Annotated in this window: 23 protein-coding genes; 8 read left to right on the top strand and 15 right to left on the bottom strand. The window is 55.3% G+C overall.

The window, feature by feature from the left end; all coding sequences use genetic code 11:
* Positions 1-6 precede the first annotated feature (6 nt).
* Positions 7-1,146: an efflux RND transporter periplasmic adaptor subunit gene (locus tag BMW97_RS13335; protein ID WP_045910144.1), complete on the bottom strand. Its 1,140-nt coding sequence runs from the start codon at positions 1,144-1,146 to the stop codon at positions 7-9.
* Positions 1,147-1,536: 390 nt separating this feature from the next.
* On the opposite strand from BMW97_RS13335, the gene envR reads away from it, so the two are divergent.
* Positions 1,537-2,256, top strand: coding sequence for an acrEF/envCD operon transcriptional regulator (gene envR, locus BMW97_RS13330; RefSeq protein ID WP_045910143.1), 720 nt, complete (start codon positions 1,537-1,539; stop codon positions 2,254-2,256).
* On the opposite strand, the gene BMW97_RS13325 is transcribed toward envR, so the two are convergent.
* The 14 genes from BMW97_RS13325 to BMW97_RS13260 all read right to left on the bottom strand — a co-directional run bounded on the left by BMW97_RS13325 (position 2,172) and on the right by BMW97_RS13260 (position 15,092).
* Entirely contained in the window at positions 2,172-4,253 is a 2,082-nt protein-coding gene (locus BMW97_RS13325; protein WP_045910142.1) for a putative bifunctional diguanylate cyclase/phosphodiesterase, read from the bottom strand. The two genes, envR and BMW97_RS13325, sit on opposite strands and share 85 nt — an antisense overlap.
* A 139-nt stretch (positions 4,254-4,392) precedes the next feature.
* A complete protein-coding gene (locus tag BMW97_RS13320) occupies positions 4,393-4,557 on the bottom strand; it encodes a DUF2556 family protein (RefSeq protein WP_008502862.1) in 165 nt (54 codons plus the stop codon).
* A 178-nt stretch (positions 4,558-4,735) separates the two neighbouring features.
* On the bottom strand, positions 4,736-5,032 hold the full coding sequence (gene fis / locus BMW97_RS13315; protein ID WP_000462905.1) for a DNA-binding transcriptional regulator Fis: 297 nt from the start codon (positions 5,030-5,032) through the stop codon (positions 4,736-4,738).
* A 23-nt stretch (positions 5,033-5,055) separates the two neighbouring features.
* A complete protein-coding gene (gene dusB / locus BMW97_RS13310) occupies positions 5,056-6,021 on the bottom strand; it encodes a tRNA dihydrouridine synthase DusB (RefSeq protein ID WP_008502861.1) in 966 nt (321 codons plus the stop codon).
* Between the two features lie 330 nt (positions 6,022-6,351).
* Entirely contained in the window at positions 6,352-7,092 is a 741-nt protein-coding gene (locus BMW97_RS13305) for a carbonic anhydrase (protein WP_045910141.1), read from the bottom strand.
* Between the two features lie 128 nt (positions 7,093-7,220).
* Positions 7,221-8,102 (bottom strand): 50S ribosomal protein L11 methyltransferase, encoded by an 882-nt coding sequence (gene prmA, locus BMW97_RS13300; RefSeq protein ID WP_045910140.1) that lies wholly within the window; start codon positions 8,100-8,102, stop codon positions 7,221-7,223.
* Between the two features lie 11 nt (positions 8,103-8,113).
* Positions 8,114-9,565: a sodium/pantothenate symporter gene (gene panF, locus BMW97_RS13295; protein WP_032650448.1), complete on the bottom strand. Its 1,452-nt coding sequence runs from the start codon at positions 9,563-9,565 to the stop codon at positions 8,114-8,116.
* Positions 9,555-9,797, bottom strand: a complete 243-nt coding sequence (locus BMW97_RS13290; RefSeq protein WP_045910139.1) for a YhdT family protein — start codon at positions 9,795-9,797, stop codon at positions 9,555-9,557. Before BMW97_RS13290 ends, panF begins: the two co-directional genes overlap by 11 nt.
* Before the next feature lie 108 nt (positions 9,798-9,905).
* Positions 9,906-11,255, bottom strand: a complete 1,350-nt coding sequence (gene accC, locus BMW97_RS13285) for an acetyl-CoA carboxylase biotin carboxylase subunit (RefSeq protein WP_024906319.1) — start codon at positions 11,253-11,255, stop codon at positions 9,906-9,908.
* 10 nt (positions 11,256-11,265) lie between these two features.
* Positions 11,266-11,730, bottom strand: a complete 465-nt coding sequence (gene accB / locus BMW97_RS13280) for an acetyl-CoA carboxylase biotin carboxyl carrier protein (protein WP_013098992.1) — start codon at positions 11,728-11,730, stop codon at positions 11,266-11,268.
* A 21-nt stretch (positions 11,731-11,751) separates the two neighbouring features.
* Positions 11,752-12,204 (bottom strand): type II 3-dehydroquinate dehydratase, encoded by a 453-nt coding sequence (gene aroQ / locus BMW97_RS13275; RefSeq protein WP_024906320.1) that lies wholly within the window; start codon positions 12,202-12,204, stop codon positions 11,752-11,754.
* Between the two features lie 234 nt (positions 12,205-12,438).
* Complete coding sequence (gene msrQ / locus BMW97_RS13270; RefSeq protein ID WP_024906321.1) at positions 12,439-13,038, bottom strand: protein-methionine-sulfoxide reductase heme-binding subunit MsrQ; 600 nt, start codon at positions 13,036-13,038, stop codon at positions 12,439-12,441.
* The gene (gene msrP / locus BMW97_RS13265; RefSeq protein WP_045910138.1) at positions 13,039-14,040 is read right to left on the bottom strand and encodes a protein-methionine-sulfoxide reductase catalytic subunit MsrP; all 1,002 of its coding nucleotides are present in this window, start codon (positions 14,038-14,040) and stop codon (positions 13,039-13,041) included.
* A gap of 77 nt (positions 14,041-14,117) precedes the next feature.
* Positions 14,118-15,092: an acrylyl-CoA reductase (NADPH) gene (locus BMW97_RS13260; protein ID WP_045910137.1), complete on the bottom strand. Its 975-nt coding sequence runs from the start codon at positions 15,090-15,092 to the stop codon at positions 14,118-14,120.
* A gap of 182 nt (positions 15,093-15,274) precedes the next feature.
* Between BMW97_RS13260 and csrD the strand changes: the two genes are divergently transcribed.
* The 7 genes from csrD to yhdP all read left to right on the top strand — a co-directional run bounded on the left by csrD (position 15,275) and on the right by yhdP (position 26,013).
* A complete protein-coding gene (gene csrD / locus BMW97_RS13255; protein WP_045910136.1) occupies positions 15,275-17,215 on the top strand; it encodes an RNase E specificity factor CsrD in 1,941 nt (646 codons plus the stop codon).
* A 280-nt stretch (positions 17,216-17,495) separates the two neighbouring features.
* Positions 17,496-18,539 (top strand): rod shape-determining protein MreB, encoded by a 1,044-nt coding sequence (mreB, locus tag BMW97_RS13245; protein WP_000913396.1) that lies wholly within the window; start codon positions 17,496-17,498, stop codon positions 18,537-18,539.
* 62 nt (positions 18,540-18,601) lie between these two features.
* The gene (gene mreC / locus BMW97_RS13240) at positions 18,602-19,618 is read left to right on the top strand and encodes a rod shape-determining protein MreC (RefSeq protein WP_032650442.1); all 1,017 of its coding nucleotides are present in this window, start codon (positions 18,602-18,604) and stop codon (positions 19,616-19,618) included.
* Entirely contained in the window at positions 19,618-20,106 is a 489-nt protein-coding gene (gene mreD / locus BMW97_RS13235; RefSeq protein ID WP_023309399.1) for a rod shape-determining protein MreD, read from the top strand. Before mreC ends, mreD begins: the two co-directional genes overlap by 1 nt.
* Before the next feature lie 9 nt (positions 20,107-20,115).
* Entirely contained in the window at positions 20,116-20,709 is a 594-nt protein-coding gene (locus BMW97_RS13230; RefSeq protein ID WP_045910135.1) for a Maf family protein, read from the top strand.
* Positions 20,699-22,168 (top strand): ribonuclease G, encoded by a 1,470-nt coding sequence (gene rng / locus BMW97_RS13225; RefSeq protein ID WP_008502847.1) that lies wholly within the window; start codon positions 20,699-20,701, stop codon positions 22,166-22,168. The genes BMW97_RS13230 and rng overlap by 11 nt, the downstream gene beginning before the upstream one ends.
* A 41-nt stretch (positions 22,169-22,209) precedes the next feature.
* Positions 22,210-26,013 (top strand): AsmA2 domain-containing protein YhdP, encoded by a 3,804-nt coding sequence (gene yhdP / locus BMW97_RS13220; RefSeq protein ID WP_045910134.1) that lies wholly within the window; start codon positions 22,210-22,212, stop codon positions 26,011-26,013.
* Positions 26,014-26,022: the final 9 nt, after the last annotated feature.

The raw sequence follows: 26,022 nt of genomic DNA, 5'->3' as shown, positions 1-26,022 counted from the left end.
CGTCCCTTAACTGGCCGGAGCGGTGGTGGTATCAGGCGTAGCGACGACGGTTACGCCCGGTCTGACCTTCTGTAGTCCGCTGACAATCACGCGGTCACCGTTTTTCAGCCCTTCCGTTACCAGCCAGCGGTCGCCAATCGCCTGTGGCGCAACCACGGTGCGAGACTCAACCTGATTTTTATCGTTCACCACCATCACGGTGGCATCGCCTCGCGGTGTGCGGGTCACGCCTTGCTGGGGAACCAGAATCGCATCCGGCTGCGTACCTTCATCAATGCGGGCGCGAACGAACATACCGGGTAACAGCAGATGTTGAGGATTCGGGAAAATGGCGCGCAGGGTAATCGAGCCGGTACTTTCATCCACCGTGACGTCGGAGAACTGCAATGTGCCCTTCAGCGGATAGGGCTGCCCGTTCTCCATCAGTAGCTCAACGCTGCTGGCGGTATCGCCTTTTTGCAGGCTCGTCTGCTTCAGACGCATAAAATCATTACTGGACTGGGTCACATCGACGTAAATCGGATCAAGCTGCTGGACCGTTGCCAGCGCCGCGGTTTGTCCGTTCGTCACGAGCGCGCCTTCCGTCACGCTGGATTTGCCGATGCGGCCATCGACGGGAGACGTCACTTTGGTATAGGCAAGATTGATGCGTGCACTTTCAACGCCCGCTTTGGCGGCGACGACGCTGGCATCTGCCTGCTGGGCCGTGGCGACGGCCTGGTCATACTCTTGCTTGCTAACATACTGTGTGCCGACCAGCGGGAGATAACGTTTCACCGTCAGGTGCGCAATATTGGCCGCCGCCTGGGCCTTCGCCAGCTCGCCTTTCGCGTTATCGTAAGCCGCCTGATAGGTAGCAGGATCAATCTGATAAAGCGAATCCCCGGCTTTTACATCGCTGCCTTCCGTGAAGTTGCGGCGCAGGATAATACCGCTAACCTGCGGACGAACCTCTGCCACGCGGAACGCATCAGTTCTGCCCGGGAGTTCAGTGGTGACAGCCAGCGGTGCGCTTTTCACAATATGCACGCTGACCTGGGGGGCCTGCGGATGTTGCGGTTGGTTTTCCTGGCCATCGCATCCTGAGAGCAGTGCAGCGCAGACAATGAAACCGGCTAAAGGTAAGCGTCTGAAATGATTCGTCATTACTGGTCCTTTAAATACCCGGAAACCGATATTTGGCGTGAATCGGTAGCAGGGGCAGCGGGATAAAAAAATAAAATGTAGCTGCGTATAATAATGAGGGTATTTAATGTTTTTTAATTTATAAGTGCGGATGACAAGGTCTGAGCAGAAAAATCAGAATCAGGCTCGGTTTATTTCTCCGTCATCTTCCGGCAAGCTAATCAGTTAAATAGCGCTTAACGTGATTTAATTATTCATGTTGTGAATTTAAACTTAAATATGTATTTAGCTAAGCTATAAATTAAGAAGATTGACTTTTTTTGTGCAAAATTAAAACGGAATTTGGTGAATACTTTCTTTCTCCTGACCCCTGTGTTACGTATAAATCTTGTGAGTAGCGAGTAGTTGTCTATGGCGCGTAAAAAGAAAGAAGAAGCTCAACAAACCCGACAGCAGCTGATTGAGGCGGCTATCGGCCAGTTTGCGACGCGTGGCGTAGCCAACACGACGCTGACGGACATCGCGGATGCCGCAAAGGTGACGCGCGGTGCCATTTACTGGCACTTCACCAGTAAAGCCGAAATATTTAATGCCATCTGGGAGCAGCAATTACCGCTTCGCGACATTATTCGCGACCGGCTTTCCCTTTCCGAAGGTGATGATCCATTGTTAATACTTCGTGAGCAATTTATTACTGCGCTGCAGTATATTGCGCGTGAGCCCCGACAATGTGCCCTTTTACAAATTCTGTATCACAAATGTGAATTTAGCAGTGATATGATTTCTGAGAGTGAGATAAGAAAACGGATTGGGTTCAATTATGACACGCTGCGTGCCACGCTGGAGGCGTGTATTTCACGTAACATCATTTCGCCAAAGGTAAATGTTGATCTGACCCTGATCGTATTCCACGGTTTTTTTAGCGGAATCATTAAAAACTGGTTAATGAATAACGACAGTTTCAATCTTTTTCAGCAGGCTCCCGCCCTGGTCGATAGCATTCTGGCGACACTGCCTGTCATTCGCGTATCGCCTCATGATGATGCTTACAGCTCAGCGCCAGGTAACATTTCCCCTCGTGCGCAAAGTGCCTCAATGGTTTGCGCGCTGACGGGTTTACCTAACAGGTAACCCTGAAGGGTGTTGCAACCTAGCTCAGTTAAAAAGGCTTGCTGTGCTTCGGTTTCTACACCTTCAGCCACGACTTTCAGGTTGAGTGTTTTGGCGAGGGCCACAATCGCTGAGACAATGGTGGCATCCTCGCTTTCCCCGCTTAGCTCTTTCACGAACGCCCTGTCGATTTTCAATTCACAGGCCGGTAAGCGCTTGAGGTACAGCAGGCTCGAATATCCGGTACCAAAATCATCAATGGAGGCCTTTACGCCCGCTTCCGTCAGCTCTGTCAGCACCCGTACACTTTCATCCGGGTTGCTCATTGCCGTGGTTTCCGTCACTTCCAGGATCAACATTTCTGGTGGCACATGATGAAGTGCCAGGCAGTTGAGAACCGTGTTGACTAGCGAAGGCTGTTCAAACTGCAGCGTCGACAGGTTTACCGCCATTGACCAGCTTTGATGTCCCTGAAGATGCCATTCACGCAGCTGGCGACAGGCTTCATTAATTACCCAGTTGCCGATAGGGATAATCAGCCCCGTTTTCTCCGCCAGCGGCAGGAAAAGGTCCGGGGTCAGTAATCCCTGCTTAGGATGCTGCCAGCGCAATAACGCCTCAAATCCAAGGATAGGGCCGGCGGGAGCGTGAAATTTTGGCTGGTACAGCAGGCGTAGCTCATTGCGATCGATCGCCATCCACAGATCGTTCATCAACTGAAGATGGGTCTGCGCCAGTGTATTCATCGAGGGCTGGAAAAAGTGGTAACCGTTCCGGCCCATGTGCTTGGTATGGTACATCGCCGCGTCGGCGTTAAACATGAGCTCACGTTCGGTTTTACCGTCGTGAGGATACAGCGCGATCCCAATGCTGAGGGTCACCACCAGTTCATAGTGGTCGAGGTTGAACGGGCTATCGATCGCGCGCACCAGCGAATTCGCCAGCGATGCCGCATCGTCCGGGCCTTCTCCCTCAGCCAACAGAACAAACTCATCACCGCCGATACGTGCCAGGGTGAACTGGCCCTTCAGGAGATGCAGCAGACGCTCCGTAACGGCAATTAGCAGCTTGTCACCGACATCATGGCCGTAAGCGTCATTGATGGCTTTAAAACCGTCGAGATCCATGAACATCAGGGCGAAATGGGTCCCTTCACGATCGGCTTTGCTGATGGCCTGATCGAGTCGGTCTTCCAGCAGGATACGGTTGGGCAGACGCGTCAGGGTATCGTGCAGGGCCAGTTGTGCGAGTTCCCGGTTAGCTTCTGCAAGTGACGAGGCCAGAAGGGCGGTACGTGCCTGAAGGCGGGCATCCAGCATTGATACCAGCAAGGTAATCCCAAGAATAGAGAGCGCGACGACGCTAACCAGCACCGCCAGCCAGCTCCCGTTGATACCCTCATGGTGAACCATTGTGGACATCGGAAACTGTGCGGCTTTCATCCCGGCGTAGTGCATCCCGGCAATGGCAATGCCCATGGTGATGGCGGCACCCGTGCGCATCAGCACGACCTGAGCGGCATCGTGACGCAGGCGGAAGGTCAGCCATAATGCAGCGAGTGAAGCGGCAAGCGCAATGGCGACCGAAATGGCCACCCAGACCTTGTCCCAGATAATCCCGGGCATCACCTCCAGCGCAGCCATGCCGGTGTAATGCATGGCAACAATACCGCTTCCCATCACCAGCGCACCGGGCAGCAGACGGCGCAAGCGTAACCGATCGCAGCTAACGAGCCAGAGCGCAAATAGTGACGACCCCACGGCGATGACCATCGATAGCACCGTCAGGGTGGCGTTGTAGCTCATGCTCATGGAGAGGTCCATCGCCAGCATGCCGATAAAATGCATGGCCCACACGCCTATGCCCATTGCAATACCGCCACCAGCCAGCCAGACGCGGGCAGCGACGCCCTGACTCCCGGCGACACGTGCCGCCATATTCAGTGCGGTATATGCGGCAAGAATGGCGACAACAAAGGAGAGGACAACAAGGATATGGTTGTATTGGCTGACCAGCATGGACGGTTCTACTCGAGTGTGAGGTTACGCTAGAGCGGTTGAGAAGGGCGAGACATTATCACCGTCGGGTAATGGCTCAAAGGGATTTAAATCCCCGTTTTTAGTGGGTAATAACGGGGGGACTTGCGCAATCAGGCGATTAGTCGAGCTCTGAGCAGTTCACGAGTTTCAGGGGATTCACGGAGTTCATATTGCGACACTTATCGGTTTCGGTGCTCATCAGTTCAATCCACTGCATCAGGAGTGCATCGAAAATCAGAACGGAGATTGCAAAGACAACCAGCCACCAGTATTTACGAATCATTGTGTCATTCCGCGAGAAGAGCGCCAGTAGAGTGGGGGGAAATATACACCAAAAGCGGCGGTTTTAAAGCGGGATAAGCGAAGGTTTACAAAGCGTTGACGGACTGAAGCAGGAAATAAAAAAGGCGCTTCCCCATGCCGAAGAGCGCCTTTTTAAACAAGCATTTAACTGATTAGTATCAGTTCATGCCGTATTTTTTCAGTTTCTTACGCAGAGTACCACGGTTGATACCCATCATCAGCGCAGCGCGGGTTTGGTTACCGCGGGTGTATTGCATCACCATGTCCAACAGTGGCTGTTCAACTTCAGCCAGTACCAGCTCATACAGGTCATTAACATCCTGACCGTTCAGTTGAGCAAAATAGTTCTTCAGTGCCTGTTTAACCGAGTCACGCAGGGGCTTTTGAGTTACCTGGTCCTGAGAGTTAACGGTAGAAACGGTCAGTACGTCAGAATTTACGCGTTGTTCGAACATAGTTCTGTCAGCTCTTTATTTCATTACGCAAGATTTTCGAAGTATGCCTCCAACGCCTCCAGCTGTTCGCTGGCATCCTCTATGGCGTTGAATGTGCGCCGAAACTGGTCATCTGGAGCGTGCTCCTGGAGATACCAGGAAACGTGTTTACGCGCAATTCGGTACCCTTTCGCCTGACCGTAGTGGTCATGCAGTTCCCGAACATGCGAACAAAGCAAGCGCTTAACCTCTGCCAGAGGCAGTGGAGCAAGCAGCTCTCCAGTGTCCAGATAATGCTGGATTTCCCGAAAGATCCAGGGTCTTCCCTGAGCGGCACGTCCTATCATCAGAGCATCAGCTCCCGTATAGTCGAGCACAGCTCTGGCTTTAAGCGGGTCAGTTATGTCGCCATTCGCGATAATCGGAATGGAAACTTTCTGCTTAACTGCCCGAATGCTGTCGTATTCAGCTTCACCGTTGAACAAACAGGCGCGCGTGCGTCCATGAATGGTCAGGGCCTGAATGCCACAGTCTTCGGCCAGTTGGGCAATCTCTACACAGTTACGGTGTTCCGGCGACCAACCCGTGCGAATCTTTAACGTAACAGGAACGTCCACTGCGCTGACAACCGCCGTCAGGATAGCTTTCACCTGGTCGGGGTATTGCAGAAGGGCTGAACCTGCAAGCTTGCGATTCACTTTTTTGGCCGGGCACCCCATATTGATATCAATAATCTGGGCACCACTTTCCACGTTGATACGCGCGGCATCTGCCATCTCTTCAGGCACGCTTCCGGCAATTTGCACGGTGCGAATACCCGGTTCATCAATGTGCACCATCCGAAGGCGGGATTTATCGCTTTCCCAAACCTGCGGGTTAGACGACATCATCTCGGATACGGTTAAACCGGCTCCCATCTCATAGCACAGCGTCCTGAACGGCCGGTCGGTAATACCTGCCATAGGGGCTGCGATCAGGCGATTTCTAAGCTGGTGGTGTCCGATGCGCATGAGTTAAGAAATGACCATACTGTGACTGCAAGGCGGCGTATATTACGCATTTTTTGCACGAGATGAAAGGCCAAACTTTGAACAATCCACTGTTGTAGATCAAGGAATCGCCGCTCAATCTTTCCGTTAAGAATTATTCACTATTTAAATCATTATGTTATGTGGGAATGGCTATTTTATGGGCGCTTACAATTTCCCGTAACTTCTCATCATTTCTGAATAAACGGCTTACCTCAGCGGGATAATCTGCTGTTTTTAGCAGCAGATTTTCCCTCTTCTTTGCGATCTGCGTCGCATTTTAGAACATGATCTTAAGGCTCAGGATGGGCGTTATTCGACCACAACACGCCCATGCAGAGACTGTACCGGACGGTTATTATCGTGATGCATGGTATGAGTAAATTTCTCAAGCTGTTCTGCTGAGACGGTTAACGGCTGTTTGAGCACGATCCAGGTGACCCCTTCAGAACACGGTGGCGTGGTCAACGAGCCACTAAAGCGCCAGTAGGTTTTCACCTTTGGCAGCAATTTGTTCAGGTTGAGATCCTTCTCAAGGGTTACGTTCTGTTCAGCCTGCTGCGGCATCACGCTCCACAGCTTTTCCAGCTCCGGATTGGCAGCACCTTTATCAAACATGACGGCCACCACGGCCAGCTCACCCGCGCTGTTTTTATGTACCAGATGCATCTCCATCGCGTACTTTTTGCCGTGCACGGTGTTTTCGCTCGGCGCATGGAAGTGGAACTGCTGTAGCGTCCAGGTTTGCTTGTCCAGGGTTATCGTGTTGCGGGTATCTGCCTTTTCGCTGGCCTGGATGGTATGGCCATTGTTTGTCAGCCCCACTGGGCCATCAATGTAGTGCGTTTTAAGCGGGGAGAGATGGGCGTTAGCGGTTGAATCAATATTAATCGGAGACTGGTTCATCCCGCTTTGACAGGTCTTGTAGGCCTCGTCCAGTTCGCCCCAGTGTTCCGGTGAACCTTCCCCTTCGTAGCTCCAGTGTGACGCAAATGCTGAAGCCGAAACCATGCTCAGCGCCAGCAGCGCTGCCTTGCCTGTAATGTGTTTCATCATATTCTTCCGGTGAATTTTTATAACACAAATCAACATGATTTGTGTGGTTATTTTACCGAAGAATGGCAGAGGGAGAGAGGATTATCAGTGGGAGAAAGGCGTGGTCAGATGACCACGCCAAATGCTTATTTTTTACGACCGGTAATACGACACCACTCTTCTTTCTCCACCACCGGGTCGAGAGTGAAAAGATCGGCGTAGGCGTCGCACACGCTGTCCGCCTGGCTTGCCAGGATACCCGAAAGCCCCAGCAGACCGCCCTCAACGGGCAGCACGCTGATTAACGGGGCCAGCTCACGCAGTGGGCCTGCCAGAATGTTTGCGACCACCACGTCGGCTTTCATGGCTTCTGGCTGCGCATCCGGCAGATACAGCTCCAGACGATCGGAAACGCCGTTACGCTCGGCGTTGTCGCGGCTGGCCTGAATGGCCTGCGGATCGATATCGATCCCGATGGCTTTAGCCGCACCCAGTTTCAGGGCGGCAATCGCGAGGATCCCGGATCCACAGCCGAAGTCGATCACCGTCTTACCGTCCAGATCGAGACCATCCAGCCACTGCAGGCACAGGGACGTCGTGGGATGGGTGCCGGTACCAAACGCCAGACCCGGATCGAGCATGACGTTAACCGCGTTTTCATCAGGAACCTCACGCCAACTCGGGCAGATCCACAGACGCTTGCCGAACTGCATCGGGTGGAAGTTATCCATCCACTCGCGTTCCCAGTCTTTGTCTTCCAGCTGTTCGATTTTGTGCGCAAACCCAGCGCCCAGCAGAGGGTGGTTTTCCAGAATCGCGACGACCTCTTTCATGTCGGTTTCAGCATCAAACAGGCCGATAACGTCGGTATCGCCCCACAGGCGGGTTTCGCCCGGCAGAGGCTCAAAGACCGGCGTGTCATGCGTGTCCTGGAAGGTGATAGAAACCGAGCCGGCCTCCATCAGCGCATCGCTCAGTTCCTCGGCGTTAGCACCGGTTGTGTTCAGTTTTAGTTGGATCCACGGCATGGCAAAACTCTTTATTTATCAGTAGAAATCATAGCGGGTTGTGGGACGGGCTGACCAAAACGGTTCCCCACCACAAACGCCAGTAAACTTAGCAGTAACGAAGGCACAATCGGATGGAAGCCCAGGTACTGAATCTTAAACGTTGCGAGGACGGCGTACAGCACACCGCCGACAATCATGCCGCTCAGCGCGCCCGCCGCGTTTGCACGCTCCCAGTAGAGCCCTAACACCAGCGGCCACAGGAATACCGCTTCAAGCCCACCAAACGCCAGCAGGTTCAGCCAGATGATCATCTCCGGCGGGCGCCATGCGGCTAACATCATCAGAATGCCGAGCACCAGCGTGGTCCAGGTCGAGATGCGTTTCAGCTTTTGCTCATTATGCATTTTAGCCGGACGCGCGCTGAGCCACAGATCTTTGATGATAGTGGCGGAAGCCTGCAGCAGGTGCGCGTTAACGTTAGACATGATGGCCGCCATTGGTGCGGCAAGGAACAAACCTGCGGCCCACGGGGGCAGTACCTGCACCATCAGCGTAGGGATCACCTGATCCGGCACGGTCAGGTGAGGTAATACGGCCCGCCCCAGCGCGCCCGCCAGATGCATACCCAGCATCAGCAGCGCGACAACGACGGTACCAATCACAATTCCCCGATGAACGGCTTTGCTGTCTTTATAGGAGATACAGCGCACGGCGGTATGCGGCAGACCGATAACCCCGAAGCAGACCAGCACCCAGAAGGAGGTCATAAACGCGGGCGTCAGGATATCATCAGCACCATGAGGGCTGACCAGTTTAGGATCGATCTGCTCCAGCGTTTGCACCGCATTGTGTAATCCACCGGCCGCGTAGATGACGCCGACCAGCAGCACAAGGGTGCCTATCAGCATCACCATGCCCTGCATGGTGTCGTTCAGCACGCTGGCGCGGAAGCCGCCAAACGCGGTGTACAGCGCAATCGTGATCCCGAAGATGAGCAGCCCGGTCTCGTACTTAATACCCGCTGCCGTTTCCAGCAGGCGCGCGCCGCCAATAAACTGAACGGCAATGGCGCCGACGAAGGCGACAATGAGGCTGATACTGGCAATCCAGACCACCGCGCGGCTCTGATAACGCGCCTGCAGCATATCGTTTAGCGTAATGGCGTTATAGCGGCGAGCGAGTATGGCAAATTTTTTGCCCAGAATACCCAGTGACAGCCAGATCGTGGGCACCTGGATCATGGCCAGCAGTACCCAGCCCAGCCCGTATTTATACGCCGCGCCCGGCCCGCCAATGAACGAACTGGCACTCACGTACGTGGCGGTCAACGTCATTGCCAGCACAAACCCGCCCATCGAACGGCTGCCGAGGAAATATTCGCTCAGGAACGATCCGGTACTGCGTTTGCGCATGGCATAGAAAGAGAGGCCAAATACCACGATCAAATAGACAACCAGTACGGTGATGATTTCAGTTTGCATCATTGTCCCCCAACGGGAAATCGCGGAAGATAAAGCGCACCATCAGCCAACTGAGCAAAATGAAAATCAACGGTACCAGCAGACACGCCATTTCAAACCAGTGCGGCAGGCCGGTGATACCGGAGGCTGAATCTGGTAAGTAAGCAGTTACTAACCATGCGGCGAGATAGAGAAGGGTCAGCCACAGCGCCCAGCGCGCTTCTTTATGGGCCTGAACAAAACGTTTGTCCATTTTTTGTCCCTTGTGGATGAAGAAAGCGGGGATTGTACATGATGAGGCTTTCCAGGCCCCAGAAATAAAAAAGGCCGGATAATCCGGCCTTTTCGTGCGCGCGCAGTCTTACTTCTCGTTAAGACCGAGTTTCTTCTCGAGATAGTGGATGTTGGTTCCACCATTCTGGAAGTGCTCGTCGCTCATGATACGCATCTGCAGATCAACGTTGGTTTTGATACCGTCGATGATCAGCTCCTGCAGGGCGTTCTTCATGCGGGCAATCGCCACGTCACGGTTTTCGCCGTAGCAGATGAGCTTGCCGATCATTGAGTCATAGTACGGCGGTACGGTGTAACCGGCGTAGATATGAGACTCCCAACGCACACCAAAACCACCCGGCGCGTGGAAACGCGTGATTTTACCTGGGCTTGGCAGGAAGGTGTTCGGGTCTTCGGCGTTGATACGACACTCGATCGCATGGCCTTTCACCACAACTTCTTCCTGCTTGATGGAGAGCGGCTGGCCTGCAGCGATACGCAGCTGTTCTTTGATCAGGTCAACGCCGGTGATCATTTCGGTAACCGGGTGTTCAACCTGAATACGGGTGTTCATTTCGATGAAATAGAACTCGCCGTTTTCGAACAGGAACTCAAAGGTACCCGCCCCGCGATAGCCGATATCGACACACGCTTTGGCGCAACGCTCGCCGATGTAGCGACGCAGTTCCGGGGTAATACCCGGTGCTGGCGCTTCTTCGACCACTTTCTGGTGACGACGCTGCATGGAGCAGTCACGTTCTGCCAGATAGATCGCGTTACCCTGACCGTCAGCCAGCACCTGAATTTCGATGTGGCGTGGGTTTTCCAGGTATTTTTCCATGTATACCATGTCATTGCTGAAAGCGGCTTTCGCTTCAGCTTTGGTCATGGAGATGGACTGCGCCAGGTCGGCATCGCTACGCACAACGCGCATACCGCGACCGCCGCCGCCGCCAGACGCCTTGATGATAACCGGGTAGCCAATGCGTTTAGCATGAGCACGGTTAGCATCCATGTCGTCGGTCAGAGGGCCGTCAGAGCCTGGTACGGTTGGCACACCGGCTTTTTTCATCGCGGTGATTGCAGACACTTTGTCGCCCATCAGGCGGATGGTGTCGGCTTTCGGACCGATGAAGATGAAGCCAGAGCGTTCAACCTGCTCAGCAAAGTTGGCGTTCTCAGAGAGGAAGCCGTAACCCGGATGAATTGCCACCGCGCCGGTGATTTCAGCGGCGCTGATGATAGCCGGGATGTTCAGATAGCTTTTTACGGACGGAGCCGGGCCAATACAGACCGTCTCATCCGCCAGCAATACGTGTTTTAAATCGCGATCCGCGCTTGAGTGCACCGCGACGGTCTTGATGCCCAGCTCTTTACAGGCACGAAGAATACGCAGAGCAATCTCGCCGCGGTTGGCGATAACAATTTTATCCAGCATGTTCGCCTCGTTACTCGATGACGACCAGCGGCTCGTCAAATTCAACCGGCTGACCACTTTCGACCAGAATCGCTTTCACAGTACCTGATTTGTCTGCTTCGATCTGGTTCATCATTTTCATCGCTTCAACGATGCACAGGGTATCGCCTACGTTGACTTTCTGACCCACTTCGATGAACGCCTTCGCGTCCGGGCTCGGGGTGCGGTAGAAAGTACCAACCATTGGGGAACGTACGATGTGACCACTGATTTCTGCTGCAGCGGCAGGTGCGGCTTCAGTTGCTGCTGGCGCAACGGCTGCGGAGAGCGCAGGCTGCTGCACTGGCGCAGCATAAGCCTGCTGCATTACCGGGAAGCTAGCGGCTGGGGCTGCACGGCTGATGCGTACAGACTCTTCGCCTTCAGAAATTTCCAGTTCGGAGATGCCTGATTCTTCAACCAGCTCGATCAGTTTTTTAATCTTACGAATATCCATGAGTGGGTTCCGTACTCTTGTTTAGTGTGATTGTGACAAGCGTTTTACCGCTGTCTGTAAAGCGTATGAATAGCCGTCTGCGCCCAGTCCACAGATAACGCCAGCAGCGATATCTGACAGATACGAATGGTGGCGGAACGGCTCTCGGGCGTGCACGTTACTCAGGTGGATCTCGATAAACGGGATACTCACCGCGAGCAGTGCGTCGCGGATAGCAACACTGGTGTGCGTAAACGCGGCCGGATTGATCAGGATATAGTCCACATTGTCTTTAGCCTGATGAATACGGTCGATGATTGCGTACTCCGCATTCGACTGAAAATGATCCAAATCCACATTCAGTGACGCTGCCTCCGTTCCCAGACGGTTAACAATTTCACTCAATGTCAGCGTGCCGTACTTCTCAGGCTCACGGGTTCCGAGCATGTTCAGGTTCGGTCCGTTCAAAACTAAGATATGGAACTTATCAGTCATTATGCCGCTATCTCCTGCGATTTTCGGGTAAAAAACAAAATATACCTTCGAAACGCAAATGTCACCTTTTCAGAGGCTTAAAACCGCTGTCAGGCGAACCAAGGTCGCACATTATAACGATTTCGTAGCATTTAGCAGCTAAATACTGGTCTTATCAGGGAAGATTATCAACCGCTATCCGAAAAAGATTTGCGGTTGACGGGGAATATGCGGGAAAACGCACAGTTTCGCGCACTATCGCAACCACTGGCGGAACTTCTTGTAACGCCATGCTAAAAGCGCCACGGCGGCCAGTGCGTACAGGACCGGCTGCGGGGAGAGGATCTTCACCGACCACAGGTAATGAATGGGAGCGAGGATCGCGACAAGATAGACGAAGTTGTGCAGCAGCTGCCAGCGCCTGCCCAGTTTTCGCTGTGCATATTGCGTGGAGGTCAGCGCTAACGCCAGTAAAATCACCCAGCTCACAATACCCAGCGTCAGATAAGGGCGTGTCACCAGTTCGCGGCCAAGCAGTGCCAGATTGTTAATTCCCAACTCCAGCAGGGCATAGCTGGTGAGATGCAGCGTCGCCCAGGCAAAACACCATAGCCCTAACAACCGACGGGTGCGTATCAATAGTGGCTGTTTAGCGTAGCGCGCCAGCGGCGAGACGAGCAAGGTGGCCAGCAAAAATTTCAGAGCCATCCGACCGGTAAAATGCTGGATATCCTTGGCCGGATCGGCGCTAAAGAGCCCCTGGCTGGCGGCCCAGAACAGCCATATAAAAGGAAGCAGCCCGGCCAGATGCAGAAGCACTTTCAGCCAGGTAATCTGTTTTGCTGTTAAACGCACTCAGAAGTTCTCCCGTAAATTGAGGCCACGGTACAGCGAGGCCACTTCATCCGCATAACCGTTAAACAGCAGCGTGGGCTGACGCTTTACGTCCAGCGCACCGCCGGAACCGATAAACCGCTCGGTCGCCTGCGACCAGCGCGGGTGATCCACATGCGGGTTCACGTTGGCGAAGAAACCGTATTCGTCCGGGGCCGCCAGATTCCAGGTGGTTGGCGGGCGCTCGCGGGTGAGCTTAATGCTGACGATGGACTTAATTCCTTTGAAACCGTATTTCCACGGTACGGTTAAACGAATGGGGGCACCGTTCTGCGGCGGAAGCGCCTTGCCGTACACGCCGACGGTCAGCAGGGTAAGCGGGTGCATCGCCTCATCGAGGCGTAACCCTTCCACATACGGATACTCAAGCCCGCCGCCAATAAACCGGTCTTTTTGTCCAGGCATCTCGTCCGGCGCATAGCGCGTCTGGAAGGCGACATATTTTGCGTTGCTGGTGGGCTCAACCATCGCCAGTAATTTATGCAGCGGGAAGCCAATCCAGGGCACCACCATCGACCAGGCTTCCACACAGCGCATACGGTAGATACGCTCTTCGAGCGGGAAACGGGTGGTCAGATCGTGATGATCCAGCGTCAGAGGTTTCGCCACTTCGCCATCAATCTTCAGCGTCCACGGATCGGTTTTGAGGCTACCGGCGTTGGCGGCAGGATCGGCCTTGTCGAGACCAAATTCGTAGAAGTTGTTGTAGCCGGTGACTTTATCTTCTGGCGTAAGCGCGAGTTTGTTCTGCCATTGGGCGGGTTTCGTAAAGGTGAGCGGGGCGCCGGAAGGGGCCTTCGGCCGATCGTTGCCTTTAAACCAGTCGAGCAGGTCGGCGTGTGCTGCCGGCGAGAGCGAGAGCGCGGTGGCGCTGATGCCAAGCATTTTCAGGATCTGGCGGCGCTGTAACATAAAGACAGACTCAGACGTTACGTCGGCTTCCGTCAGTTTTCGGTTTTTCATGGCATCCTCCGTCATGCGTTTTCCTAAGCATGACGGAGGAGAGGGATTCGCGCGAATATGTCACGAAAATTTGAAGATTAGGCGATTTTCACCAGCGCTCGACCGTGGAACTGATTGTCCATGATCTTACTGGCATACTCCGGTGCCTGGCTGAGCGTGATCTCCGTGGCGCTCTGAGTGTAGAAGGATTCCGGCAGGTCGCGTACCAGACGTTCCCATGCCTGCGTACGGCGAGCCGCTGGAGTCATCACGGAATCCACACCCTGCAGGCGGACGTTACGCAAAATAAATGGCATCACGGTGGTGGGCAGGGCAAATCCGCCCGCCAGTCCGCAGGCAGCCACGCAGCCGCCGTAGTTCATCTGCGCCAGGACTTTTGCCAGTACCTTATCACCGACGGTATCTACCGCGCCTGCCCAGACCTGTTTTTCCAGCGGACGGGTTTCAGCGAATTCGTCACGGCTGAGAATGCGGTTTGCACCGAGCTGGCGCAGGTAATCGTGGGTGCTTTCACGACCGGAAACCGCCGCGACCTGATAGCCCAGTTTGTGCAGTAACGTCACTGCCGTGCTCCCCACGCCCCCGCTGGCACCAGTGACGACAATTTCGCCCGATTCAGGGCGGATACCCGCCTCTTCCAGCGCCATTACGCACAGCATCGCGGTAAAGCCTGCCGTGCCGACGATCATCGCTTTGCGGCCATCCATGCCTTTCGGCATCGGCACCAGCCAGTCGCCCTTCACGCGCGCCTGCGTGGCCAGCCCGCCCCAGTGATTTTCACCTACGCCCCAGCCGGTGAGCAGCACCTGCTGGCCCGGGTGGAAGCGCGGATCCTCGCTGGTATGAACCCGGCCCGCAAAATCAATACCCGGCACCATAGGGAAATTTCGGATGATTTTACCCTTACCGGTAATCGCCAGCGCATCTTTATAATTTAAACTGGACCAGTCGATGTCGACGGTTACTTCGCCTTCCGGCAGGCGACTCTCTTCTACCGCCTGCACTGAGGCAAGCGTTTTGCCGTCCTGCTGTTCTAAGATCAAAGCCTGCATACGGGGTCCTCTCGACTCATATGATTGGAAAATAATTTCTGAAGACTATACTCGCTCAGGGAAACGCAGTGCCGATTTAACGCAATAAATTGCCAGATACACCCGATTTGGTAGTATGCCGCATTCGAAATGCAAGTTAGCGCTTACTCGCTACCCCATCAACCCACGGAGTAATCTCAAGGATGCGATTAACGACGAAGTTCTCAGCTTTTATCACTTTGCTGACGGGGCTTACCATTTTTGTCACCCTTCTGGGCTGCTCTCTGAGCTTTTACAACGCCATTCAGGACAAACTGGTCAACCGGGTGCAGTCCGTCGCGTCGGTGATTGATACGCGTCTGCTGACGACGCCGCTACCGGCGCTCACCCGTGAACTCGATGAGTTGATGGTACCTGTTGATATTGTTCAAATCGACATTCAGCAGGGAAAGCATCGTGTGTTAAGCCATGAACGGCCGGGAGGTTATCGGCCTGCGGGCGTGGTGAGCCAGTACCGGGAAGTGACGGTGCATTCCCTGAAAAATCCGGGGATGACCATCCACATGGTCTACCTCGATCCGATGGCCAGCTATTTCCGTTCGATGATGACCACCGCGCCGCTCACCGTGGCGGTGGCGTTTATCGTCCTGCTGATCTTTCTCGCGGTCCGCTGGCTGCGCCGCCAGCTCTCCGGACAGGAGCTGCTGGAGATGCGCTCCGTGCGGATCCTTAACGGTGAGCGCGGCCCGCAGGTGCGAGGTTCCGTCCACGAATGGCCGTCACGCGCCAGCAGTGCGCTGGATACGCTGCTCTCGGAAATCCAGTTTGCCAGCGACCAGCGCAGCCGTATGGATTCGCTGATCCGCTCCTATGCCGCCCAGGATAATAAAACTGGCCTGAACAACCGCCTTTTCTTTGATAATCAGCTCGCCACGCTGCTCGACGATTCGGAAAAAGTGGGGACGCACGGGGTGGTGATGATGATTCGCCTGCCTGACTTTGATCTCCTGCGCGATACCTGGGGACAGCGGGCCGCGGAAGAAAATCTCTTTACGCTGATCAACCTGCTCTCCACCTTTATTATGCGCTACCCGGGTGCGCTGCTGGCCCGCTATCACCGCAGCGACTTTGCCGTGTTGCTGCCGCACCGAACGCTGAAAGAGTCGGAAAGCATCGCCAGCCAGCTGCTGAAGGCGGTGGATGCGCTGCCGCAGAGCAAAATGCTCGACAGGGACGATATGGTCCACATGGGGATCTGCGCCTGGCGTGGCGGGCAATCGACAGAACAGGTGATGGAACATGCGGAAGCGGCCACCCGCAACGCCGTGTTGCAGGGCGCGAACGGATGGGCGGTGTATGATGACTCCCTGCCGGAAAAAGGGCGCGGTAACGTGCGCTGGCGTACTTTGATTGAGCAAATGCTGAGCCGCGGCGGACCGCGTATTTATCAAAAACCCGCGGTCATGAAAAACGGCAACGTTCACCACCGTGAACTGATGTGCCGTATTTTTGACGGTTCGGAAGAGGTTATCTCGGCGGAATATCTGCCGATGGTCCTGCAATTTGGTCTGTCCGAGGAGTATGACCGCCAGCAAATTACCCGGTTAATTCCGTTTTTATCTTTCTGGCCGGAAGAGAGCCTGGCGCTGCAGGTCACCGTGGAGTCGTTAATACGCCCACGTTTTCAGCGCTGGCTACGTGATACATTAATGCAATGCGAAAAATCGCAACGCAAACACATTATTTTTGAACTTGCTGAGGCCGATGTAGGTCAACACATCAGCCGGTTACGTCCGGTGGTACGTTTGATCAATGCGCTCGGTGCGCGTGTCGCGGTGACGCAGGCAGGTTTAACGCTGGTCAGTACCGACTGGATTAAGGCGCTGGATGTGGAGTTATTAAAGCTACATCCAGGGCTGGTAAGGAATATTGAGAAGCGTACGGAAAACCAGCTGCTGGTACAGAGTCTGGTAGAAGCATGCAAGGGAACGCGAACACAAGTATTTGCTACGGGCGTGCGCTCCAGAGGGGAATGGCAGATGTTAACAGAGCGCGGTGTCATGGGTGGTCAGGGGGATTTTTTTGCTGCCTCTCAACCGCTTGACACCAACGTGAAAAAATATTTGCAAAGATACTCTGTTTGACCTGCCGTTTACGCTGTTTTCACGTAGAATATCGCGCCTGTAGCTTTGAGTATGTCGAGCAAAAAGCCAGTGAACGACCTAACGGGTTACAAACGTCAGTGGGGAACGCTACTGTTTACTCAGCCCTGAGGGAGTCAGGGGATGATTTTGTAACATCAGGAAACGTACTGCACAAATTTTCACCGTTGCAGATGATTTTTGCGCCTTGTCGCTGCTGCGTGTGGTTGGTAAAGTAAGCGGATTTTGTTTTCCGCCCCAGCTTTCAGGATTATCCCTTAGTATGTTGAAAAAATTTCGTGGCATGTTTTCCAATGACCTGTCCATTGACCTGGGTACTGCGAATACCCTTATTTATGTAAAAGGACAAGGCATCGTATTGAATGAGCCTTCCGTTGTGGCCATTCGTCAGGATCGTGCAGGCTCGCCGAAAAGCGTGGCCGCTGTGGGTCATGACGCGAAGCAGATGCTGGGTCGTACCCCTGGCAACATCGCCGCTATTCGCCCAATGAAAGACGGCGTTATCGCCGACTTCTTCGTGACTGAAAAAATGCTTCAGCACTTCATCAAGCAGGTTCACAGCAACAGCTTCATGCGTCCAAGCCCGCGTGTTCTGGTGTGTGTGCCGGTTGGCGCAACCCAGGTAGAGCGTCGCGCAATTCGTGAATCTGCCCAGGGTGCTGGTGCGCGTGAAGTGTTCCTGATTGAAGAGCCAATGGCGGCGGCAATCGGTGCAGGTCTGCCTGTGTCTGAAGCGACCGGTTCCATGGTGGTGGATATCGGTGGTGGTACCACTGAAGTGGCCGTTATCTCTCTGAACGGCGTGGTGTACTCCTCTTCCGTACGTATCGGTGGTGACCGCTTCGACGAAGCCATCATTAATTATGTACGCCGTAACTACGGCTCTCTGATCGGTGAAGCCACCGCAGAGCGTATCAAACACGAAATCGGCTCTGCGTATCCGGGCGATGAAGTGCGTGAGATCGAAGTGCGTGGCCGTAACCTGGCTGAAGGTGTGCCACGCGGTTTCACCCTGAACTCCAACGAAATTCTGGAAGCACTGCAGGAACCACTGACGGGTATCGTGAGCGCGGTAATGGTCGCGCTGGAACAGTGCCCACCAGAGCTGGCGTCCGATATCTCCGAGCGCGGTATGGTTCTGACCGGTGGTGGTGCGCTGCTGCGTAACCTCGACCGCCTGTTAATGGAAGAGACAGGTATTCCTGTCGTAGTTGCAGAAGATCCACTGACTTGCGTCGCCCGTGGTGGTGGCAAGGCGCTGGAAATGATCGACATGCACGGCGGCGATTTGTTCAGCGAAGAGTAGTCGAGTTTGAGAGGGTAGCAATTTGCTACCCTTTCTCTCTGACGCGAGAATACGCATAGCCTATGAAGCCAATTTTTAGCCGTGGCCCATCGCTACAGTTTCGCCTCATTCTGGCGGTTCTGGTTGCGCTTGGGGTCATTATTGCCGATAGCCGCCTCGGTACGTTCAGCCAGATCCGAACGTACATGGATACCGCCGTCAGTCCTTTCTACTTTATATCCAATGGTCCCCGTGAACTGCTCGACTCCGTTTCTCAAACGCTGTCTTCACGTGACCAACTCGAACTCGAAAACCGGGCATTACGTCAGGAACTGTTGCTGAAAAACAGCGAACTGCTAATGCTGGGGCAATACAAGCAAGAAAATGCGCGTCTGCGTGAACTGCTCGGCTCGCCGCTGCGTCAGGATGAGCAGAAAATGGTCACTCAGGTGATCTCCACCGTGAACGACCCTTACAGCGATCAGGTTGTGATCGACAAAGGGAGCGTGAACGGGGTGTATGAAGGTCAGCCTGTTATCAGTGATAAAGGCGTCGTGGGCCAGGTGGTTGCCGTGGCCAAACTGACCAGCCGCGTGCTGCTGATTTGTGATGCCACGCATGCGCTGCCGATCCAGGTGCTGCGCAACGACATCCGCGTGATTGCGGCCGGGAACGGCTGTACGGATGACCTGCAGCTGGAACACCTGCCGGCCAATACGGATATCCGCGTGGGCGACGTGCTGGTGACCTCCGGTCTGGGTGGCCGCTTCCCTGAAGGTTATCCGGTTGCGGTGGTCTCTTCGGTGAAACTGGATACGCAGCGAGCCTACACCGTGATTCAGGCGCGTCCAACCGCCGGTTTGCAGCGTCTGCGCTATCTGCTGCTGCTGTGGGGCGCCGATCGTAACGGGGCTAACCCGATGACGCCTGAAGAGGTGCATCGTGTGGCAAATGAACGTCTGATGCAGATGATGCCGCAGGTTCTCCCGCCTGCGGACTCCATGGGGCCGCCTGCGCCAGTCCCGGCGCCGGCAACCGGGTTAACGCAGCCGCTGCCGGATGCGCCGCCACCGCCTAAACTCTCTTCGGGAGGGCAGTAGTGGCAAGCTATCGTAGCCAGGGACGCTGGGTCATCTGGCTCTCGTTTCTCATTGCACTGTTGCTGCAAGTGATGCCCTGGCCGGATGACATTCTCGTTTTCCGGCCAAACTGGGTATTGCTCATTTTGCTTTACTGGATCCTCGCCCTGCCGCATCGCGTAAATGTCGGCACAGGTTTTGTGATGGGTGCCATACTGGATCTCATTAGCGGCTCAACGCTTGGCGTACGCGCCTTGTCCATGAGCATTATTGCGTACCTCGTCGCACTCAAATTCCAGCTCTTCCGTAACCTTGCGCTCTGGCAACAGGCCCTGGTTGTGATGTTGTTGTCGCTCGCTGCGGATATCGTTGTTTTCTGGGCAGAGTTTTTAGTGATCAACGTCTCTTTCCGACCGGAAGTGTTCTGGAGTAGTGTAGTAAACGGTGTGCTCTGGCCATGGCTGTTCCTGCTGATGCGTAAGGTTCGCCAGCAGTTTGCTGTGCAATAAAAGGTTTCTATGACGTCTTTGTATCTCGCTTCCGGCTCCCCGCGCCGTCAGGAACTCCTGACGCAGCTAGGGGTCTCTTTTGAACGCATCGTGACCGGCATTGAAGAAAAACGTGCTGAGGGTGAAAGTGCTCAACAGTACGTGTCACGTCTGGCGCGGGAGAAAGCGCAGGCGGGCGTGGCCAGTGTGCCACGCGATCTCCCTGTGCTGGGGGCAGATACCATCGTTATCCTGAACGGTGAAGTGCTGGAGAAACCGCACGACGCCGATCATGCAGCGCGCATGCTGCGCAAGCTGTCCGGACAAACGCATCAGGTGATGACGGCCGTCGCGCTGGCCGATCGCCAGCACGTGCTGGACTGCCTGGTGGTGACGGAAGTGACCTTCAGAGTACTTACCGACGACGACATCGCCGCTTATATTGCCAGCGGTGAACCGATGGATAAAGCAGGTGCATACGGTATTCAGGGGCTGGGTGGCTGTTTTGTCAGGAAGATTCATGGCAGCTATCACGCCGTAGTCGGCTTACCGCTGGTGGAAACGTATGAGTTGCTGAGCAATTTTAACTCACTGCGTGAGGGAAGGGATAATTATGACGGCTGAATTGTTGGTAAACGTAACGCCATCGGAAACCCGTGTGGCCTATATTGATGGTGGCATTCTTCAGGAAATTCATATTGAGCGTGAAGCGCGGCGCGGAATAGTAGGCAATATCTACAAAGGTCGTGTCAGTCGTGTACTACCGGGTATGCAGGCGGCTTTTGTAGATATTGGACTCGATAAGGCGGCATTTTTACATGCCTCCGATATCATGCCGCACACCGAGTGCGTCGCGGGCGAAGAGCAAAAGCAGTTTGCCGTGCGCGACATTTCTGAGCTGGTGCGTCAGGGACAGGATCTGATGGTGCAGGTGGTGAAAGATCCCCTCGGCACCAAAGGCGCCCGTCTGACCACCGATATCACCCTACCTTCCCGCTATCTGGTCTTTATGCCCGGCGCGTCGCACGTGGGCGTCTCACAGCGTATTGAGAGCGAAAGCGAGCGCGAGCGTCTGAAAAAAGTGGTCAGCGCCTACTGTGATGAACAGGGCGGATTTATCATCCGTACTGCCGCAGAGGGGATCAGCGAGGAGGACCTGGCGTCGGATGCGGCTTACCTGAAGCGCGTCTGGACAAAAGTGATGGAGCGTAAAAAACGCAACCAGACCCGCTATCAGCTCTATGGTGAGCTGGCGCTGGCGCAGCGCGTTCTGCGTGACTTTGCCGACGCGCAGCTCGACCGCATCCGCGTGGACTCTCGCCTGACGTATGAAGCGCTGCTGGAGTTTACCGCCGAATATATCCCGGAGATGCCAGGCCTGCTGGAGCACTACACCGGGCGTCAGCCGATCTTCGATCTCTATGATGTTGAAAACGAGATCCAGCGTGCCCTGGAGCGTAAGGTTGAGCTGAAGTCTGGCGGCTATCTGATCATCGATCAGACCGAAGCGATGACCACCGTCGATATCAACACCGGTGCGTTCGTCGGCCATCGCAATCTCGATGACACCATTTTCAACACCAACATCGAAGCCACGCAGGCCATTGCGCGCCAGCTTCGTCTGCGCAATCTGGGCGGCATTATCATCATCGACTTCATCGATATGAGTAATGAAGACCATCGTCGCCGCGTGCTGCACTCGCTTGAGCAGGCCCTGAGTAAAGATCGTGTGAAAACCAGCATCAACGGCTTCTCACAGCTGGGGCTGGTGGAAATGACGCGTAAGCGTACCCGCGAGAGCGTGGAGCATGTGCTGTGTAATGAATGCCCAACCTGCCATGGACGCGGAACTGTAAAGACGGTTGAGACCGTCTGCTACGAGATCATGCGTGAAATTGTGCGTGTGCATCATGCCTACGACTCCGACCGTTTTCTGGTCTATGCTTCCCCTGCGGTGGCTGAAGCGCTGAAAGGCGAAGAGTCACACGCGCTGGCGGAAGTGGAAATCTTTGTCGGCAAACAGGTAAAAGTACAAATTGAACCGCTCTATAACCAGGAGCAGTTTGACGTCGTGATGATGTAAGCGCAGTACGCTGCGTGACGAATGCTGACAAGGAGAGATGCGTGAGGCGATTGCCGGGGATTTTATTGCTTACAGGGGCAACGCTGGTCGTGATTGTCGCGTTGCTCGTGAGCGGGCTACGCCTCGTTTTACCGCATCTGGACAGCTGGCGTCCGCAGCTGCTGGCGAAAATCGAATCCACCACCGGCGTGCCGGTGAACGTCAGCCAGGTCAGCGCTAACTGGCAGAATTTTGGCCCGACGCTCGATGTCCGGGATATCAACGCCAGCCTGAAAGATGGCGGCTACCTGAAAATCAAACGCGTGACCCTGGCGCTGGACGTCTGGCAAAGCCTGCTGCATCTGCGCTGGCAGTTTCGCGATCTCACCTTTTATCAGCTCCAGTTCCTGACCAATACGCCGCTGTCTGGCGGCGATAGCGGTCAGGGTCTTGAAGCCAACCGCTTCAGCGATCTTTTCCTCCGCCAGTTCGATCATTTCGATCTGCGCGACAGCGAAGTGAGCTTTATTACCCTTTCCGGCCAGCGCGCCGAGCTGGCAATCCCGCAGCTGACCTGGCTCAACGGTAAGGATCGGCACCGCGCCGAGGGGCAGGTCAATCTCTCAAGCCTGAACGGCCAGCACGGCGTGATGCAGGTGCGCATGGATCTGCGCGACGATGACGGCCTGTTAAATAACGGCAAAGTCTGGCTGCAGGCCGACGATGTGGACGTCAAGCCGTGGCTGGGCGACTGGCTCCAGCAAAATATGCAGCTGGAAACGGCCCGCTTCAGTCTTGAAGGCTGGCTGACCCTGACGAAAGGCGAATTTGCCAGCGGCGATATCTGGCTCAAGCAGGGAGGCGCGAGCTGGAAAGGTGAAAACCAGCAGCATCAGCTTTCCGTCGATAACCTCACCGCGCACGTGACGCAGGAGAAAGAGGGCTGGCAGTTTGCCATTCCCGATACGCGCATCACGATGGACGGCAAGCCGTGGCCGCGCGGTGCGCTGACGCTGGCCTGGATGCCGGAGCAGGACGTTGGCGGCACGGCCAGTAAACGCAGCGACGAGCTGCGTATCCGTGCCAGTAACCTGGATTTGGCCGCTATTGAAGGGCTGCGCTCGATGGCGGCAAAGCTCTCTCCTGACCTGGGCGAGATCTGGCTGGCTACGCAGCCGAGCGGAAAGATTGATTCTCTGGCGCTGGATATCCCGCTTCAGGCGACGGAAAAAACCCGTTTCCAGGCGACATGGAAAGATCTTGCCTGGAAGCAGTGGAAGCTGCTGCCGGGTGCGGAGCACTTTAGCGGCAAGCTGGAAGGCAGCGTGGAGAACGGCAGGCTGACGGTTGATATGCACGACGCCAAAATGCCTTACGAGACGGTCTTCCGCGCGCCGCTGGAAATCGAACAGGGCAACGCAGTGCTTAACTGGCTCCGTAACGACAAGGGTTTCCAGCTCGATGGCCGGCATATCGACGTCAAAGCGAAAGCGGTGCACGCGCGCGGCGACTTCCGCTATTTGCAGCCTGAAGGGGATGAGCCGTGGCTGGGGATTCTGGCCGGGATCAGTACCGATGACGGCTCCCAGGCCTGGCGCTATTTCCCGGAAAACCTGATGGGGAAAGCGCTGGTAGACTATCTGAGCGGTGCGATTCAGGGCGGTCAGGCGGATAATGCCACGCTGGTTTACGGCGGTAATCCCCATCTGTTCCCGTATAAGCATAATGAAGGTCAGTTCCAGGTTCTGGTGCCGCTGCATGACGCCACCTTCGCGTTCCAGCCGGGCTGGCCCGCGCTGAAAAACCTGGATATCGAACTTAATTTCCTCAATGACGGCCTGTGGATGAAGTCCGACAGCGTGGCGCTGGGCGGCGTGACTGCCAGCAACCTGACGGCCAACATTCCGGACTACTCAAAAGAGAAGCTGCTGATTGATGCCGACATCAATGGTCCCGGCAAGGCGGTGGGACCGTACTTTGAGGAGACCCCTCTGAAAGAGTCGCTGGCCGCGACGCTTCAGCAGCTCCAGCTTGATGGTGATGTGAATGCTCGCTTACATCTTGATATCCCGCTGGACGGTGAGATGACCACCGCGAAAGGCGACGTCCGTCTGAAGAACAACAGTCTGTTCATCAAACCCCTTGAGAGCACCCTGAAAAATCTCAGCGGGCAGTTCAGCTTTGAGAACGGTAACCTGAAGAGCGAGCCGCTTACCGCCAGCTGGTTTAATCAGCCCGTGAATATCGACTTCACGACCACAGAGGGTGAAAAGGCGTATCAGGTGGCCGTCAATCTCGACGGCAACTGGCAGCCAGCGCGAATGGACATCCTGCCGAAGCCGATTGAGGCGTCCGTGGAGGGCGCAGTCGCCTGGAAAGGTAAAGTGGCAATAGACCTGCCTTATCACGCGGGCGCGCAGTACAAGGTCGACATCACGGGCGATCTGAAAAACCTTCACAGCCAGCTGCCTGCGCCGCTGGATAAACAGGCCGGACAGCCGCTGCCGGTGAAGCTGAACGTGGATGGCAACCTGAACAGCTTCGCGCTGACCGGCAGCGCGGGCGGGACGAACCATTTCAACAGCCGCTGGCTGCTTAACCGCAAGCTCACCCTCGACAAAGCCATCTGGACGACGGATAGCCGCTCCACGCCACCGCTGCCGGAGCAGGCGGGCATTGAGCTGAATCTTCCGCCGATGGACGGTGCAGAGTGGCTGGCGCTGTTCCAGAAAGGCGTTGGGCAAAACGTCGATGAAACCGCCCAGTTCCCGCAAGCCATTACCGTACGCACGCCGTCGCTAATGCTCGGCGGGCAGCAGTGGAACAACCTGAGCATCGTCTCACAGCCTGGCGCTAACGGTACGAAGGTGGAAGCCCAGGGCAGAGAGATCAACGGTACGCTGACCATGCGCAATCACGCGCCGTGGCAGGCGGCGATCCGCTACCTCTACTACAACCCGGCAAGCGCCGCGAGCGGGAAAGACAAACCGGCTGCGACGTCGCCGCTGAGTCAAATCTCCCGCGTCGATTTTAGCGGCTGGCCCGATCTCCAGCTGCGCTGTGCAGAGTGCTGGCTGTGGGGGCAGAAATATGGCCGCATCGACGGTGATTTTGCCATCCAGGGAAACACGCTTACGCTCTCGGGCGGCCTGGTTGATACCGGCTTCGGCCGCATGACGGCGGGCGGGGAATGGGTGAATAATCCGGGCGAGCAGCGGACGTCCCTCAAGGGCGACATTAAAGGCAACAAACTGGATGCAGCAGCCAATTTCTTTGGCATCAGCACGCCGCTGCGCGGTTCATCATTTGACGTTAATTACGATCTTCACTGGCGCGACGCTCCGTGGAAGCCGGATGAGGCCTCGCTGAACGGCATTCTGAAAACCCACTTCGGCAAAGGTGAGATCGCCGACGTGAGCACGGGGCGCGCCGGGCAGATCCTGCGCCTCCTCAGCTTTGATGCGCTGCTGCGCAAGCTGCGTTTCGATTTCAGCGATACCTTCAGCGAAGGGTTCTACTACGATTCCATCCGCAGTACGGCGTGGATCAAGGACGGCGTTCTGCATACGGACGATACGCTGGTGGATGGCCTGGAAGCGGACATTGCCATGAAAGGCTCCGTCAACCTCGTGCGACGCGAACTGGATATGGAAGCCGTGGTGGCACCGGAAATTTCCGCGAGCGTGGGCGTTGCGGCGGCCTTTGTGGTGAACCCGATTGTCGGTGCGGCGGTGTTTGCCGCCAGCAAAGTGCTGGGGCCGCTGTGGAGCAAGGTCTCCATTCTGCGCTACCGCATTACCGGTCCGATCGATAAACCGCAGATTAACGAGGTGCTGCGCCAGCCGCGCAAAGATGCACAGCAATGATTTGACGTG

Origin of the sequence: Enterobacter sp. NFIX58 (assembly GCF_900110475.1) — a bacterium.
GTDB classification, from domain to species: domain Bacteria; phylum Pseudomonadota; class Gammaproteobacteria; order Enterobacterales; family Enterobacteriaceae; genus Enterobacter; species Enterobacter quasiroggenkampii.
Note: the sequence above shows the minus strand (reverse complement) of the source record. Positions and strands in the feature narration are given on the sequence as shown.

Bases quoted from the DNA above. Each gene is read 5' to 3' on its own strand.
- rng (WP_008502847.1), top strand. From the start codon at position 20,699: ATGACGGCTGAATTGTTGGTAAACGTAACGCCATCGGAAACCCGTGTG.
- msrP (WP_045910138.1), bottom strand. From the start codon at position 14,040: ATGAAAAACCGAAAACTGACGGAAGCCGACGTAACGTCTGAGTCTGTC.
- mreB (WP_000913396.1), top strand. From the start codon at position 17,496: ATGTTGAAAAAATTTCGTGGCATGTTTTCCAATGACCTGTCCATTGAC.
- envR (WP_045910143.1), top strand. From the start codon at position 1,537: ATGGCGCGTAAAAAGAAAGAAGAAGCTCAACAAACCCGACAGCAGCTG.
- prmA (WP_045910140.1), bottom strand. From the start codon at position 8,102: ATGCCGTGGATCCAACTAAAACTGAACACAACCGGTGCTAACGCCGAG.
- accC (WP_024906319.1), bottom strand. From the start codon at position 11,255: ATGCTGGATAAAATTGTTATCGCCAACCGCGGCGAGATTGCTCTGCGT.
- aroQ (WP_024906320.1), bottom strand. From the start codon at position 12,204: ATGACTGATAAGTTCCATATCTTAGTTTTGAACGGACCGAACCTGAAC.
- csrD (WP_045910136.1), top strand. From the start codon at position 15,275: ATGCGATTAACGACGAAGTTCTCAGCTTTTATCACTTTGCTGACGGGG.
- BMW97_RS13320 (WP_008502862.1), bottom strand. From the start codon at position 4,557: ATGATTCGTAAATACTGGTGGCTGGTTGTCTTTGCAATCTCCGTTCTG.
- accB (WP_013098992.1), bottom strand. From the start codon at position 11,730: ATGGATATTCGTAAGATTAAAAAACTGATCGAGCTGGTTGAAGAATCA.
- BMW97_RS13230 (WP_045910135.1), top strand. From the start codon at position 20,116: ATGACGTCTTTGTATCTCGCTTCCGGCTCCCCGCGCCGTCAGGAACTC.
- BMW97_RS13325 (WP_045910142.1), bottom strand. From the start codon at position 4,253: ATGCTGGTCAGCCAATACAACCATATCCTTGTTGTCCTCTCCTTTGTT.
- panF (WP_032650448.1), bottom strand. From the start codon at position 9,565: ATGCAAACTGAAATCATCACCGTACTGGTTGTCTATTTGATCGTGGTA.
- BMW97_RS13290 (WP_045910139.1), bottom strand. From the start codon at position 9,797: ATGGACAAACGTTTTGTTCAGGCCCATAAAGAAGCGCGCTGGGCGCTG.
- BMW97_RS13335 (WP_045910144.1), bottom strand. From the start codon at position 1,146: ATGACGAATCATTTCAGACGCTTACCTTTAGCCGGTTTCATTGTCTGC.
- BMW97_RS13305 (WP_045910141.1), bottom strand. From the start codon at position 7,092: ATGAAACACATTACAGGCAAGGCAGCGCTGCTGGCGCTGAGCATGGTT.
- mreC (WP_032650442.1), top strand. From the start codon at position 18,602: ATGAAGCCAATTTTTAGCCGTGGCCCATCGCTACAGTTTCGCCTCATT.
- BMW97_RS13260 (WP_045910137.1), bottom strand. From the start codon at position 15,092: ATGCAGGCTTTGATCTTAGAACAGCAGGACGGCAAAACGCTTGCCTCA.
- fis (WP_000462905.1), bottom strand. From the start codon at position 5,032: ATGTTCGAACAACGCGTAAATTCTGACGTACTGACCGTTTCTACCGTT.
- dusB (WP_008502861.1), bottom strand. From the start codon at position 6,021: ATGCGCATCGGACACCACCAGCTTAGAAATCGCCTGATCGCAGCCCCT.